Below are 14,081 nucleotides of genomic sequence, written 5' to 3' on the forward strand. Positions count from 1 at the left end.
GTGCAGTCCTCTTGCCCACGCTGCGAAGGGGTTTCGCGCAGCGCCTCCGTTAGGCAGGACCACAGCCTAAGAACCGGCTGTGCGCTGCGACTTTCATCGACAGACCGGGAAACTGCCGGTGCACTACACCGCCTCTGAGCGGCCACAATTACGGTCTGTGAGAATTTGGCGGCAGCGGCTAGCCTGTCAACCGGCAGTTTCGGCGGCAGCTAGCGAGGAGCCCACCCCATGGAAGCAAGCGGCAAGGTCCGTGGTGACCTCGTGCGCGCCTTCCGGCAGCGTGCTCGATTGACCCAGCCTGAGCTGGCTAAACGGGCGGGGATCAGTGAGCGGGCGCTGCGCGATATTGAGCAGAACAAGGTCGCCCGGCCGCATCCAGGGTCGATGGAGCGACTGGCCGCCGCGCTCGCCCTGTCGCCCGATGAGCGGGCTGAACTGTTCGGGCAGCAAACACCGGAAGTTTCCGTCGGCATCCTCGGGCCCCTGCGGATTAGCCGCCTTGGCGTGCCGCTTGAGCTCTCCTCGCGTACCCACGAAATGATTTTGGGGTTGCTGGCTTTGGAAGCCGACCGGTTCGTCACGCTCGACGAAATCGGCGAGGTGCTCTGGGGCGAAACGCCGCCGAGTGGCTGGCGCAATCGGGTGCATCTGCATGTCAACCGGCTCCGGCAACTGATCGAGCCCGATCGCCAGCCTCGGGAGAAGGGCGAGGTGCTGCAGAGCAACGGCCGTGGCTACCGGCTGACGCTGCCCGACGATCAGCTGGATGCGGCGAAGTTCCGCCGCCTGACAGCCGAGGCGGAGACGGCCGAGCCAGCGCAAGCGGTGCGGCTTTGGCAGCAGGCCCTGGGTTGCTGGCGTGGGCAGGTGCTCGCGGGCGATGACGGGCGGCTATCGGGGCGGCCCGGTGCGGAAGCGTTGCGGCGCGCCAAGGTGACGGCGACCCTTGGGCTGGCTGACGCCGCAACCAAGATCCGGCAGACCGATCAGGCGCTGCTGTGGTTGCAGACAGCCGCCGAAGAGGAACCGTTGCACGAAGGGATTCACGCCCGGCTCATGCTCGCCCTGTCCGCGTCGGGTCAACAGGATCGCGCGCTAGGCATCTATCGTGAGCTGTCGCAACGGCTCGGCGAAGAGCTGGGTGTTGATCCCACCTCCGAGACGCAGGGTGTCTATCGCCAGCTGATTGAGCTAAACACGTTGCCCAGCAACGATTTATCGCATCTTCCGCGCCCGGCTCAGCTTCCGGCCGCGTCGCCGTTGTTCGGTGGCCGTGATGAGGAGACCGCGCGGCTCATCTCGCACCTGACCGGGCCGGCCCGCGCCGGAGAGATTCCAGCGCCAAGAATCCTTGTCCTGCACGGGATGCCGGGCGTGGGAAAGTCCGCGCTCGCGATGCATCTCGCGCATCGCATCAAGCACCACTTCCCGGACGGACAGCTTTTCGCTGACTTGCAAGGCGAGCGGCCCGAGCCAGCCAACCCCGCGCACCTTCTGGCCAGCTTCCTGCGCGCGCTGGGGGTGCCGGTCACCCAGATCCCGGACAGTTTGGCCGATCGGTCGGCCGCGTTGCGCACCAGCCTCGCCGGCAAACGCGTGCTTATCGTGCTTGATGATGCTCCGTCGGCGATGCAACTCCTGCCCCTGTTGCCTTCTGACAGCAGCAACGCCGCGCTCGTGACGAGCCGCAGTCCGCTCACGGAACTTCCCTTGACACGCCACCGGGTGGAACCGCTCACTTTGGACGGATCGCTGTCAGTGCTCAACCAGCTTCTGCCGAACGACGAGGCCGTCGAGCCGTCGGCCGCGGCCCGGTTAGCGGCGCTGTGCGCGGGCTTGCCGCTGGCCCTTAACGTCGCGGCCGGCCGCGTCCACACGGGGACGACACTCACGCAAGTGGCAGAAGTGCTCAGCGATGAGCGCGGCAGGCTCAGCGAGCTGCACAGCGGGCAACTCGCGGTCAACAGCAGCCTGGAGTCCGCCTATGGCAGCTTGAGCGCCGCGGGACAGAAAGCGTTGCGTTCGCTCGCGCATCTGCCCATCACTGACATTCCTTATTGGACCGCCGACAACGCTTCGCTCGCCGAACTAGTGAATGCCCACCTCGTGAACGCACGCGGATCGACCGCCCGCCATGACCAGCATTACGCGATGCACGATCTGGTGCGGCTGTTTGGACTCGACAAGGCCGAACCCGGCGACGCCGAAGTCGCCGTCGACCTCGCGGTTCAATACTTCTGGCTGGCCGAGCAAGCCGTCCCGCGGCTCGTGAAGCGTCGGCTGCAGACCACTTCCCTTGGCATCAAACGCCTTTCGCCACCGCGACTGAGCCAGCTGCAAGACGACGCGCACGGGTGGTTTGCCCGGGAGTGGGTGAACCTCCTCGACCTTTTCCGCTACGCGATCCGGCACCGGCACTCGCGCCTGGCGGTCGGTCTCATGAACGTGACCCTGCCCTATCTGATCATGCAAGACCTCACGAGTGAGTACAGCGAGTGTGCCGCCCTGGCAATGGCGATCGATGACGATCCGCTCGCGCTGGCGTATGCGCATGAGGCGGCGGCCCGCATACACATCCATTTGGCACGCCTTGCCGATGGGGTGGTCATCGCTGAGCGTGGACTTGGGCTCTTCCGCCAGCTGGGCGACCGGCACGGCGAGGCCCAGATGCTATATCACTTGCAGTTCTATCGGCGGCGGCTCGGGCGAGTCGACGAGGCGATCGCCATCAACGAACAGCTCATCGAGATCTGCGAAGAACTCGGCGACACGGTCACCGAAGCTGGTGCACGCCAATCGCTTGGCGTTATCCATCGCACCTATCTCGACGACTTTCCTGGCGCGAGACAGCATTTGGAGCGAGCGTTCAGCTTGGTTTCCGATGATCCAGCCAGCCGGGAGTACGCACAGATCAGCTCGGGCCTAGCTTTCGTCTACACCAAGCTTGGCCTGCCAGCCGAGGCGGAAAAGCTGCTCGTGCAGAACCTGGCGGCGACCAGAGCCATCAAGTACCGCGCGGGCATCGTCACCAACCTGCACCGCCTCGCCGACATCTGGCCGCCCGCGCAGGCTCGTGCTGCCCTCGACGAGGCGCTCGCGCTGGCGACCGAGGTTTCGCAGCACGATGTCACCGCGCACGTGCACGAGGCTTATTACCGCCATTTCATGCGCGTTGGCGAGCCGGAAAACGCCCTCACCCACGCGCGTGCCGCTCTGCGCATCTATCGCCGGGTCAACGCCGTCCGGGAGATCGAGCAGATGAACAAGGCAATCGCGGAGCTGGCTACGAGCTGAGCAAAGAGTCGAACAACTGCCTGTACTGGCTCGCCACCGCCGGCCAGATCACGGAGGTCGTCAAGCTCGCGTTGTGCGCCGACATCTCCTGAGCGAGGCCTGGTTCCGTGATCACCCGGGTGAGGGCTGTCGCGATAGCCGCCGAATCCCCTTGGGGGACAAGCAGTCCGCCCCGATCGTCGGCGAGCAGCTCAACCGCGTGCGGGAAAGCCGTTGCCACGACCGGCACCCCGGCCGCGATAGCTTCCGTGAGCACCCCTGAAGTGACCTGTTCCTGGGAGTCATAAGGAAGCAGCACGACGTCTGCCTCGCGCAGGAGCACGTGCAGGCGTTCCATGCTGATGAAGCCGGGCTCAAACTGCACGAGATGCGGGATGCCTTGGCGTTCAGCTCGTTCGATCAGCGAGTCGCGATAGCGTTCGCCATCGCGGGCGGCGACCTTCGGATGTGTCTGCCCGGCAACGACATAGGTCGGCTGGGGCCGGATGTCCATAGCGGACAATGCCTTGATGCCCCATTCGATTCCCTTGCCCGGGCCCAGCAATCCCCACGTGAGGATCACCGGCCGCAGCCGGGGCGCTGACGCTCGCCGCGAGGGTGCTGAAGCGGGAGCCCCGTGCGGGATGAGCAGCAGCTTGCGTGGATCGACCCGGTAGTAGTCGAGCAACCGGCGCCGGCCGGTTTGCGACATCGTCACCACGGCGTCGGCCGACTGGGTCAGCACCTCCAGCACAAAACGCTGGTGTGGCGTGGGTTGCGCGAGAACCGTGTGCACCACGACAACCACAGGAACGTGCAGCGCTTCCACGATGTCGAGCACCTGATCGCCATCGGCTCCGCCGTAGATGCCGTACTCATGCTGGATGATCGCCACGTCAAACTTGTTCAGAACCCTTGCCGCATCGAGACTTTCCGCCTCGGATTCAGACATCAGCACGTGCACGACATCCTCATCGTGCTCCGACGGCGCGGTGTGTCCAATCCGGACGATGTCCACTTGCAGACCGGGCTGGCCGGCAAGAAGACCCTCGCGCAGCGAAGACGAGAACTCGGCGAGACCGCATTGCGTTGGCGGGTAAGTGCTCAGGAGGCCAACGTTCATCGTGGCGCGACCAGGCGGTTGGAACTGCCAGCCACCATCATCATGGCGGCATGCGCGTCACCCGGGTCAGTGTCGGGTGGCACCACAAGCAGATCGATTCGGTCACCGTCAGCGCAACTCGCGGTCAGCAGTGACGTGGGCTGCGTCGCGTAGTAGTCGATAGAAGGCGACCGGCCCGCCACGGGTAACCGGCGAGGATGGTTCTCCCAGCCATCGGCGGACAAAGCCAAGCGAATCACGCAACCGCGAGCACCATCAAGGATCGCGAGCAGACCGGGAAGCTCCGCTATGGCGTTCCTAGACCGCGGCCACCATGCTCCATCAAGCATTCCACTGTGGACACTTGTCGAGGCTAGCCACAGACGCTGGGTCACACCGCGTGCGGTCGCCGGCACGAGAATCATCAGATTCGGCGAATAATAAGGCTTTGACATCGCAACTCCTCGCAGAGCCGGCTTGGCTGGCACCTTGAGTGGCGATGTCGTCTCCCGGATGCCTTCATCGTAGCCCTCAGACACGCGAAAGCTGGCATCTGGCCCGTGCCAATGCTGGCTTCACGAGCGCGGCCAGCGCCTAAGTGGCGCTGGCCACAGCCCCCAGGGGCTAGCGAGCCATCGCCCGCGCCTCACCGGCGGTTAACGCCTCAGATGACAACTATGAGTTCGTTGCGGACCCGTGTGATGCCGGGCGCGGCCCACGCCGCGTGCTCAGCTTGCCTCGCGGCCGCATGCGAATTCACCTCGCCGCTGAGCACCGCTTCACTCCCGTCGACCTCAAGCACGATCGCTTTTGGGTCGATCAAGGCATTGCGGCTCAGCGCTGAAGTGATCACCTCTGCCGCCGATACTGTTCCCTCTGGCTGGTGCAGGACGATCTGGTTGTTTACGGCGGTAACCCCGCGCAGGTTCATGACCACACGAACCGCGGCGTCGCGCTGATATTGCCAGGCAACGGTTCCCGTCAGGGTGATGACGTGGTTGCGGACCTCAGCTTTCACCGAATCCCTTGGCACGTCAGCCGACCAGGTCAGCATCGTGCTTGCCAGGCGTGCCAAATCGTCATCGCTCGCACCGGCGACACTCACCGTCATCGTCTCAGCGACGGCCCTAACCCCACGAACGCGCATGACGGACCGGCTCGCGGCTAGCTTTTGTGGCAAGCTCGCCACCTCACCCGAGAGCCGCACCGCCCCGTCGTTCACCTGGACGGTGATGTTCGCGGCGTCGACCCTGGGGTCGTAATGCAGCTCCTCGGTGATGGCGTCGTGCAAGTCTTGATCGCGTTGGTGCAGTGTTTGCGTCACAAGCGCAACAGTGGACCTGCCAGCGTGAATCCGCCAGCGCCAATGCCCACAAAACAAAGAAATCTTTTTCAGATATCCCTTTATAGGATGAAAACGCCCGTCACTCCACGGTGACTGACTTGGCGAGGTTACGCGGCTGGTCGACGTCGAAGCCGCGCGTGTGCGCGATCTCGGCGGCCAGCACCTGCATCGGAACCGTTGTCACCAAAGGAGCCAGCAGCGTTGGCGTCCGCGGCACCCGGATCAGGTGATCGGCGTAGGGCACGACAGCTTCGTCGCCCTCTTCCGCGATGACGATCGTGCGGGCGCCACGGGCGCGCACTTCCTGAATGTTGCTAACGATTTTGTCGTGCAGGACACCGCGCCCAGCGGGTGACGGAACGATGCAAACCACGGGAGTCCCTTGGTCGATCACCGCGATCGGGCCGTGCTTTAGCTCACCCGCCGCGAAACCTTCCGCGTGCACGTAGGCGAGTTCCTTGAGTTTCAAGGCTCCTTCAAGCGCCACCGGGTACCCGACGTGACGTCCCAGGAAGATAAATGTCTTCTCTTCAGCCAGCGAACGCGCCAGTTCGCGGACAGCGTCCATTTCGGACAGAACCTTCTTGATGAGTTCCGGCATCGCGCGCAGCTGATCCACCACGGCCCCAACCTCATCGGCGTACTTAACCCCGCGCACCTGCGCGAGATGCAGCCCGACAAGGAAGCAGGCGGCCAGCTGGGTGAGGAACGCCTTCGTTGAGGCGACAGCGATTTCCGGCCCACCGTGCGTGTAGAGCACCGCGTCAGACTCGCGCGGAATCGTGGAACCGTTGGTATTACAGATCGCGAGGACCCGTGCCTTCTGATCCTTCGCGTGCCGCAAGGCCATCAGCGTGTCCATCGTTTCACCCGACTGCGAAATCGCGACGACCAACGTGGACCGGTCCAAAACCGGGTCCCGGTAACGGAATTCGCTCGCGAGCTCGACCTCACACGGAATCCGTGTCCAGTGCTCGATGGCGTATTTGGCCACGAGACCCGCGTGATAAGCCGTGCCACACGCGACGATGAACACCTTGTCGATGTCGCGCAAATCCTGATCCGTCAAGCGAACCTCGTCGAGCAGAATCTCGCCGTGCTCACCCACGCGGCCCAGCAGTGTGTCGGCCACGGCACGCGGCTGCTCGTCGATCTCCTTGAACATGAACCACTCGTGGCCGCCCTTCTCTGCCGCCGCCAAATCCCAGTTCACGTGATAGGGGCGGCCTTCCACCGGTACCCCCGAAAAGTCTGTGATCTCAATGGAATCGGCCGTAATCAGCACCACCTGGTCTTGGCCCAGCTCGATCGCGTCCCTGGTGTGCGCGATGAAAGCGCTGACGTCGCTGGCGAGGAAGTTTTCTCCCTGTCCGCGGCCCACCACCAGCGGCGAGTTTCTCCGGGCCCCGACAACCTTTCCGGGGGTACGGGTATCGACGGCCAAAAGCGTGAAGGCACCTTCGAGCGTCGTGCAGACGTTGCGCATCGCGGCGGCGAGGTCATCGGTCTTGCGCAGTTCGAGGGAAAGCAGGTGGGACACGCACTCGGTGTCGGTGTCGCTGCGGAACTCGATGCCTTCAGCCTCAAGGGCGGCACGCAGTTTGGCGAAGTTTTCGATGATGCCGTTGTGGATGACGGCGACACGTCCATCGGCGGACAAGTGGGGATGCGCGTTACGGTCGGTCGGCCCGCCATGCGTGGCCCAGCGGGTGTGCCCGATGCCGCAGTTGCCGGCCGCCATGACCTGGTCTCCGCGCTCCTGGAGTTCTTTCTCCAGATTGGACAGCTTGCCGGCCTTCTTGGCGAGGCGGATCTCGTCCTCGGTAAGGATCGCCACCCCGGCTGAATCATAGCCGCGGTATTCCAGCCGCCTGAGTCCGTCGAGCACGACCTGGAGTGCGGTCTGCCCGCCTACGTAACCCACGATTCCACACATGCAGGCACCATATCGCGCAAAGCCCGTGCGTGAAAGCCTAACTTTCAAGCAGAGAGATTGCGCACTGGTATGCCGTGATCCGCTTTCCGACAGGTCAGGGACATGAGGGCTGGCAGTTCCTAGGATGCGCGCATGAGCTACCCCCCTCCGCAGCAACCTCCCTTCCAGCCACAGCCCCCTGTGGTGCAGAAAAGCAAAGCGACACCGATCATCATCGCGATTCTCGCCGTTGTGCTCCTGGTTTGCCTGGGCTGTGCCGGATTCGCCGCATACTCACTGTGGTGGGCCAAGGAAACGGCCGAAGACATCGTCGACAACATCCCGACCGACTTCCCCACGAACTTCCCGACCGGTGGTGGCACCGGCTCGACACATACGGTTCGCTATGAGGTGACCGGCACCGGCAAAGCCACGCTGATCTGGGCTGAAGTGCACGTTGGCCAGGGCAACGGCGAAGTCGACCTGCCGTGGTCGAAGGAGTTCGTCCTTGACGCGCCAAACTTTGGCGCACAGGTCATCGCGGTCCCCAAGGGTGCCGACGCCAAGCCCGACACCTGCAAGATCTTTATCGACGGCGTGGAGAAGAAGACAGCCAAATTCTCCAGCAAGACGCTGACGTGCAGTTTCGTCTACGTATCGAAGTGATTTAGGCCGGGCTCGCTGACCGCACCTCGGCGGCGAGCCCTTCGGCGATCTTCATCGCCTCGTCCTCGGTGCCAGCCTCGACCATCACCCGGATCAGCGGCTCGGTCCCCGACGGACGCAACAGCACCCGTCCCGAACCGGAAAGCTGTGCCTCAGCCGCGTTCACGGCGGCCAGGACGCTCGCTGCGCTCGCGACCTTCTTGTCGCCTACACGGACGTTAATCATCACCTGCGGCAGCTTCTTGACGACGCCAGCCAGGTCTTTGAGGCTGCTGCTGGTCGCTGCCATCCTGCAGGCGACCATCAGCCCACAGAGCACGCCGTCGCCGGTCGTCGCAAAAGCAGGCATCACCACGTGGCCACTTTGCTCGCCGCCCAGCGCCAGATTGCGGCCCCGCAACTCGTCGAGCACATAACGGTCACCGACCTTCGCCTCAACCAGCGTGATCCCGGCTTCCCGCATCGCGATCTTCAGCCCGAGGTTGCTCATGACCGTCGCGACGAGCGTGTCCTCCGTCAGCGTGCCGGCCTCTTTCATCGCCAGCGCCAGGATCGCCATCAGTTGGTCGCCGTCAACTTCGGACCCGTCGTGCGCGATCGCCAGACAGCGGTCAGCGTCACCATCAACGGCCAGCCCGAAATCAGCCTGGTGCTCCAGCACGGCAGCCTTGATGGAGTCGAGATGGGTCGAGCCACAGTTGTCGTTGATGTTCAGGCCATCGGGCTCGGCGTGGATCGCGATAACCTCAGCGCCCGCCTGACGGAACACCTCAGGGCCGATCTCGCTCGCCGCACCGTTGGCGCAGTCAAGCACGATCTTTAGCCCAGTGAGCGGGTGTGACGCGGCGTTGACCAGGTGCGCGAGATAGTGCTCGTGGCCGTCCATCAACTCGTGCACGCGACCGATCCGCGCACCGGTCGGCCTGGTCCAGCCGTCGTTCTTTGTCTTCAGGAGCGCTTCAATCGCGTCCTCGACCTCGTCAGTAAGCTTGTGCCCACCGGGCGCGAAGAGCTTAATTCCGTTGTCCGGCATGGGATTGTGGCTCGCCGACAACATGATGCCCAGGTCGGCTTTCACCTCAGCGGTCAAGAACGCCACCCCGGGCGTCGGCAGGACACCGACGCGTACGACGTTGGCCCCAGCGCTCGCGAGCCCGGCGATCACGGCGGCTTCCAGCATCTCGCTGCTCGCCCGCGGATCGCGGCCAACTAAGGCGAGCGGTGCCTCGGTGCGGTCTTTGGCCAGCGTGCGCACGGCTGCCATCGCGATGGACATCGCCAGCTCAGGGCTGAGATCGGCGTTCGCCAGGCCTCGTACGCCATCTGTCCCAAAGAGACGACCCATTGCCGCACCTTCCTGTTCGCCGGGGTGAGTGCAAACAGCCGGGCTGCCCCATAGGTGCGGGGAAACCCGGCTGATGTGCTAGCTGTTGAAGATCAACGCTTCGAGTACTGCGGAGCCTTACGGGCCTTCTTGAGACCGTACTTCTTGCTTTCCTTGACCCGTGCGTCCCGAGTGAGGAAGCCGGCCTTCTTCAGCGCCGGACGGTCGTCGATCTCGAGCTCGCAGAGCGCGCGAGCGATGGCCAGGCGCAGGCCACCAGCCTGGCCGGTGATGCCACCGCCACGCAGGTTGGCGACAACGTCGAGCTGCTCGGCCTTCTCGGCGATGACGAGCGGCTCGCGCACCGACTGCTGCGCGACCTTGCTCGGGAAGTATTCGGAAAGCTCACGGCCGTTGCACGTGATCTTGCCGGTGCCGGGCATCAAGCGGACCCGGACGACGGCTTCCTTGCGGCGGCCAACGGTCTGGATCGGGCGCTCGCCACGGAACTTAGGAGCCGGCTTGGCCGCTGGCGCGGGCGCGACGGTCTCGGAAGCGGCCTCGGCGACGGCCGCCGGGGACGGGACAGCAGTGTCGGTCATGGTGTTTCCTTCGCCCGCGCTCACTGCGCGATCTGCTTAATCTCGAACGGCTTCGGCTGCTGAGCGCCATGCGGGTGCTCGGCACCGGCGTAGACCTTCAGCTTGCCGATGACCTGACGGCCGAGCTTGTTGTGAGGGATCATGCCCTTAACCGCGAGCTCAACTGCACGCTCGGGGTTCTTGGTGAGCAGTTCCTCGTAGGAGGTCGCACGCAGACCGCCCGGGTAACCCGAGTGGCGGTAGGCGAACTTGGTCGCGCGCTTGTTGCCGGTCAGGGCAACCTTGGCAGCGTTGATGACGATCACAAAGTCGCCCGTGTCAACGTGCGGCGCGAAAGTGGGCTTGTGCTTGCCGCGGAGCAAAGTCGCGGCGTGGGAGGCGAGCCGGCCCAGCACGACGTCAGAAGCGTCGATGACGTGCCACTGACGCTCGATGTCACCCGGCTTCGGGCTGAACGTACGCACAGGTTTGCCTTGTCTTTTCGTCGGACATGAAGAAGAAAGGTTGCGCAAACGCAACAGCAGACCACGATACCCGGGAGCCGGAAATAGAGCAAAACCGGGGTGAGGAGGCCCGCCTCACAGCATACCGGTGGCACGCTGTGATGTGGTTTTCACGTAGCCGGTACAGATCACGGAACATACCGGCAATGTCCCAGAAGCACGATCGCCACTATGACCATCACGCACTGGGATCCCGAAGACGCCACCTTCTGGGCACAGACTGGCCGGCGGATCGCCCGGCGCAACCTGATCTTTTCAATCTTCGCTGAGCATATCGGCTTCTCAGTGTGGACGTTGTGGAGCGTCGTCGTGGTCGCTCTCCCGCTTTACACGCTCGACCAGAAGTTCTGGCTCGTCGCCCTGCCAAACCTCATTGGCGCCCTCATCCGCATCCCCTACACGTTTGCGGTGACCCGTTTCGGCGGCCGCACGTGGACGGTCGTCAGCGCGCTGTTCCTCCTGCTGCCGGTCAGTGGGCTGATCTATGCCGTCTCAGCACAGCCTCCCTACTGGGTGGTGCTTTCGTGCGCCGCGCTAGCGGGCCTGGGCGGCGGGAACTTCGCCTCATCGATGACTAATATCTCCTTCTTCTTCCCCGAGAAGGAAAAAGGCACCGCGCTCGGACTCAACGCCGCCGGCGGCAACATCGGCATCTCCACGATGCAGTTCTTCGTACCGCTGGCGATCTCGGCAGGTCTCGTCTACGCCGGGCTGATGTGGCTGCCTTTCATCATCGGTGCCGCCGTTTGTGCCTACTTCTTCATGAACAACCTCGCCGTGACCCGTGCGCCCTTGAAGGCCCAGTTCGCGACCGTCAAACGGACCCACACGTGGATCATGTCTTTCCTTTACATCGGAACATTCGGTTCTTTTCTGGGGTACTCGGCTGCGTTCCCGCTGGTGCTCAAACTCCAGTTCCCGGAGGCTCCCGTCTGGAAACTGGGCGCCACGGCCACCATTACGCTGGCCTTCACCGGCCCACTGATCGGCTCGCTCGCCCGGCCGCTGGGCGGCTGGCTGTCAGACCGCGTTGGCGGCGCCCGGGTGACGGCGGTCTGCTTCGTCATCATGGGACTCGGGTCCTACGGCGTGGTCGCTTCCACTGCCGCGCACTCAATGCCCTTGTTCCTGCTGTGCTTCTGGCTGCTGTTCACCGCCGCTGGAGCTGGCAACGGGTCTACGTACCGCATGATCCCGGCGATCTTCGCGGCCAAGTCACCTGATCTGGCCACCGCCAAACGCGAGTCAGCGGCAACCCTCGGCATCGCCGGAGCGGTCGGCGCCCTCGGCGGCTTCTACCTCCCGCGAGCGATCAGCGACTCGATCAAGGCCACCGGTGGCATCGGGACAGCGTTCACGTGGTTCGCCGTTCTATACGTGGCCTGCCTGACCGTGACGTGGTTCTGCTACCTCCGTAGGCGGGTCCTCATCGCACAGGTCCCCAGCCTCGCCCACGCGTCCGTTTAGGACACTCCCGCGCTCCACTTTCCGCCCGTTGCGTTTCATGGCTCGCGTCGATTGGATCTTCTGGCGTGATCCACAGCCCGAAAAAGGGTGATCCATAGGCGGACTGGGCACACCTTTTGGGATGTGGATCAGCCAAGCTGATCCACATCCCATCGGCGTTTCCCATTTCTCGTCACGGCGGCGGTCTTCATCGTGATCCACATCCATTCCCGTGATCCACAGCCCTAGAGACGTGATCAAACCGCCTGTGGATCACGTCTGACCGGCTGTGGCACGAAAAGGGGGCTCGGAGGAAGGCGCCCGGCAAAGAAACAGGGGCGAAACGGGTGGCCCCGAAAGCCGACGCGAAAGTGGAGGCAGGGCGGGGTGGCGGGAAGCCGGGCGGGAGCCGAAGCGGGCCGCGCTAGCGCGGAAGCGGGGCGGCGCAAGCAAAGAAGCGGAGGCGGCGCAAGCAAAGAAGCGGAGGCGGCGCAAGCAAAGAAGCGGAGGCGGCGCAAGCAAAGGAGCGGAGGCGGCGGGAAGCCGGGGCGGGAGCGGTGGGGAAGCCGGGCGGGAACGGCGAGGGAGCGCGGCATCGGGGCGAAGAGGTGGGTAGAAGCGGGGTTGGCCGGGGAAGCGCGGAGGTGGCGGCCTCACGGGAGGGACGGCCGGGACCACGGCGGTGATCGGACATAAATGGTCTTATGGCCGAAGGTAAATCCGTGATGCAGAACACAAATACTGTCCGTGACCAATGTTGGCAGGCGGAGAAGGGATTTCCTGGGGGCGCACACCATCGTGGGTATGGGGAAACTCCCTTTAGAGTGGATGTCATGACCCAAACCACCCCCCGCTGGCTAACGGAAGCCGAGCAGACCGCGTGGCGGGCTTTCTTGGCCGCTAACCGTCTGCTCATGCTGGAGCTGGAAAAGGGTCACCAACGCGATGGGCTGTCGAGCTCTGACTATGAGGTGCTGGTGCACCTGTCCGAGGCGCCGGGGAAGCGCCTGCGCATGTGGGAGCTAGCCAAGGGAACGCTGCTGGAGAAAAGCCGCCTGTCGCACCAGATCACGCGGATGGAGCGGGCTGGGCTGGTGGCCAGGGAGAGCTGCCCGGGAGACCGGCGGGGACAGTTCGCTGTGCTGACGGAAAAGGGCTGGGAGACGATCCAGCGGGTCGCGCCGAACCATGTCGATCTGGTGCGCGCCTATTTCATTGACCGGCTGAATCCGGAGCAGGTTCAAACATTAACGGAGATCTTCGCCCCAATGGCGGAAGATCTCCGTTCACGCTGCCCAAAGGCCGAAGAGGCGGATCTTTAAGGGTTTACAGATCCTGGATGATGCGCAGGGCCCGCCCGACTCGGTTCATCGTGTCCGTGTCAGCCACTTCCACCATGTCGGTAAACCAGCGCTTCATCGGGGAAGAGACCCGGTCGGGCATAATGATCAACTCACCCATTGGCACCGCCAGCGGGGAGTCGCGAAGCTCTTCTTCCTCGACCACCTCTGCTACGAGCACGATAGGAACATCGGTGCTGTTGTAGACATCAGAGCTGATTACGAGGCCGAGCCGCTCCCGGGCCCCCTCGATCCGCCAGATTTCACCTCTGCGCAGCACGCCGCCCCCGGAACTCCGAGCGCACCATCTCTACTTCACGCGCGTCGTCGAGCGCATGCTTTTCCAGCCGGTCATGACCGGCACGCCGAACCACATCGGCATGTGCGTTGAAGAGTTCGCGCAGCGCCTTCTCCCGAGCTGCCTGATCTATCCAGGCTGACAGCGACATGCCGTCCCGCTCGGCGTAACGCCGCGCATCTTCGATAGTTTCGTCCGTGAAGGACAGGGTCACCTTGGCAGTCATGCTGAGAAGATTACGCTCGGTATGACCATTGGTCATCCCTT

Annotated in this window: 13 protein-coding genes; 4 read left to right on the forward strand and 9 right to left on the reverse strand. The window is 63.8% G+C overall.

Annotation, left to right across the window (positions count from 1 at the left end; all coding sequences use genetic code 11):
• Positions 1 to 228 precede the first annotated feature (228 nt).
• A complete protein-coding gene (locus A3E1_RS0108950; RefSeq protein ID WP_020520420.1) occupies positions 229 to 3,294 on the forward strand; it encodes a BTAD domain-containing putative transcriptional regulator in 3,066 nt (1,021 codons plus the stop codon).
• Here the strand turns inward: A3E1_RS0108950 and A3E1_RS0108955 are convergent.
• The 4 genes from A3E1_RS0108955 to glmS form a co-directional block, all read right to left on the reverse strand.
• Positions 3,284 to 4,396 (reverse strand): glycosyltransferase, encoded by a 1,113-nt coding sequence (locus A3E1_RS0108955; RefSeq protein WP_020520421.1) that lies wholly within the window; start codon positions 4,394 to 4,396, stop codon positions 3,284 to 3,286. The genes A3E1_RS0108950 and A3E1_RS0108955 overlap by 11 nt on opposite strands.
• Positions 4,393 to 4,830 (reverse strand): DUF5994 family protein, encoded by a 438-nt coding sequence (locus tag A3E1_RS0108960; protein WP_157631411.1) that lies wholly within the window; start codon positions 4,828 to 4,830, stop codon positions 4,393 to 4,395. The genes A3E1_RS0108955 and A3E1_RS0108960 overlap by 4 nt, the downstream gene beginning before the upstream one ends.
• Positions 4,831 to 5,039: 209 nt before the next feature.
• Positions 5,040 to 5,699, reverse strand: a complete 660-nt coding sequence (locus A3E1_RS0108965; protein ID WP_020520423.1) for a BON domain-containing protein — start codon at positions 5,697 to 5,699, stop codon at positions 5,040 to 5,042.
• A 100-nt stretch (positions 5,700 to 5,799) separates the two neighbouring features.
• Positions 5,800 to 7,656: a glutamine--fructose-6-phosphate transaminase (isomerizing) gene (gene glmS / locus A3E1_RS0108970; protein WP_020520424.1), complete on the reverse strand. Its 1,857-nt coding sequence runs from the start codon at positions 7,654 to 7,656 to the stop codon at positions 5,800 to 5,802.
• Positions 7,657 to 7,788: 132 nt separating this feature from the next.
• Between glmS and A3E1_RS0108975 the strand changes: the two genes are divergently transcribed.
• Positions 7,789 to 8,301 (forward strand): hypothetical protein, encoded by a 513-nt coding sequence (locus A3E1_RS0108975; RefSeq protein ID WP_020520425.1) that lies wholly within the window; start codon positions 7,789 to 7,791, stop codon positions 8,299 to 8,301.
• 1 nt (position 8,302) lies between these two features.
• Here the strand turns inward: A3E1_RS0108975 and glmM are convergent, their stop codons facing one another.
• The 3 genes from glmM to rplM form a co-directional block, all read right to left on the reverse strand.
• Positions 8,303 to 9,646: a phosphoglucosamine mutase gene (glmM, locus tag A3E1_RS0108980; RefSeq protein ID WP_020520426.1), complete on the reverse strand. Its 1,344-nt coding sequence runs from the start codon at positions 9,644 to 9,646 to the stop codon at positions 8,303 to 8,305.
• A 92-nt stretch (positions 9,647 to 9,738) separates the two neighbouring features.
• Positions 9,739 to 10,227: a 30S ribosomal protein S9 gene (rpsI, locus tag A3E1_RS0108985; protein ID WP_020520427.1), complete on the reverse strand. Its 489-nt coding sequence runs from the start codon at positions 10,225 to 10,227 to the stop codon at positions 9,739 to 9,741.
• A 20-nt stretch (positions 10,228 to 10,247) separates the two neighbouring features.
• Complete coding sequence (gene rplM, locus A3E1_RS0108990) at positions 10,248 to 10,691, reverse strand: 50S ribosomal protein L13 (RefSeq protein ID WP_020520428.1); 444 nt, start codon at positions 10,689 to 10,691, stop codon at positions 10,248 to 10,250.
• Between the two features lie 210 nt (positions 10,692 to 10,901).
• On the opposite strand from rplM, the gene A3E1_RS0108995 reads away from it, so the two are divergent.
• Positions 10,902 to 12,197, forward strand: a complete 1,296-nt coding sequence (locus tag A3E1_RS0108995) for an MFS transporter (protein ID WP_020520429.1) — start codon at positions 10,902 to 10,904, stop codon at positions 12,195 to 12,197.
• 812 nt (positions 12,198 to 13,009) lie between these two features.
• Positions 13,010 to 13,498 (forward strand): MarR family winged helix-turn-helix transcriptional regulator, encoded by a 489-nt coding sequence (locus A3E1_RS0109000; RefSeq protein ID WP_020520430.1) that lies wholly within the window; start codon positions 13,010 to 13,012, stop codon positions 13,496 to 13,498.
• A gap of 4 nt (positions 13,499 to 13,502) precedes the next feature.
• On the opposite strand, the gene A3E1_RS0109005 is transcribed toward A3E1_RS0109000, so the two are convergent.
• On the reverse strand, positions 13,503 to 13,796 hold the full coding sequence (locus tag A3E1_RS0109005; RefSeq protein ID WP_020520431.1) for a type II toxin-antitoxin system PemK/MazF family toxin: 294 nt from the start codon (positions 13,794 to 13,796) through the stop codon (positions 13,503 to 13,505).
• On the reverse strand, positions 13,780 to 14,040 hold the full coding sequence (locus A3E1_RS0109010; RefSeq protein WP_026208249.1) for a DUF6364 family protein: 261 nt from the start codon (positions 14,038 to 14,040) through the stop codon (positions 13,780 to 13,782). Before A3E1_RS0109010 ends, A3E1_RS0109005 begins: the two co-directional genes overlap by 17 nt.
• Positions 14,041 to 14,081: the final 41 nt, after the last annotated feature.

This window comes from Catelliglobosispora koreensis DSM 44566 (assembly GCF_000379685.1).
Classification (GTDB): Bacteria; Actinomycetota; Actinomycetes; order Mycobacteriales; family Micromonosporaceae; genus Catelliglobosispora; species Catelliglobosispora koreensis.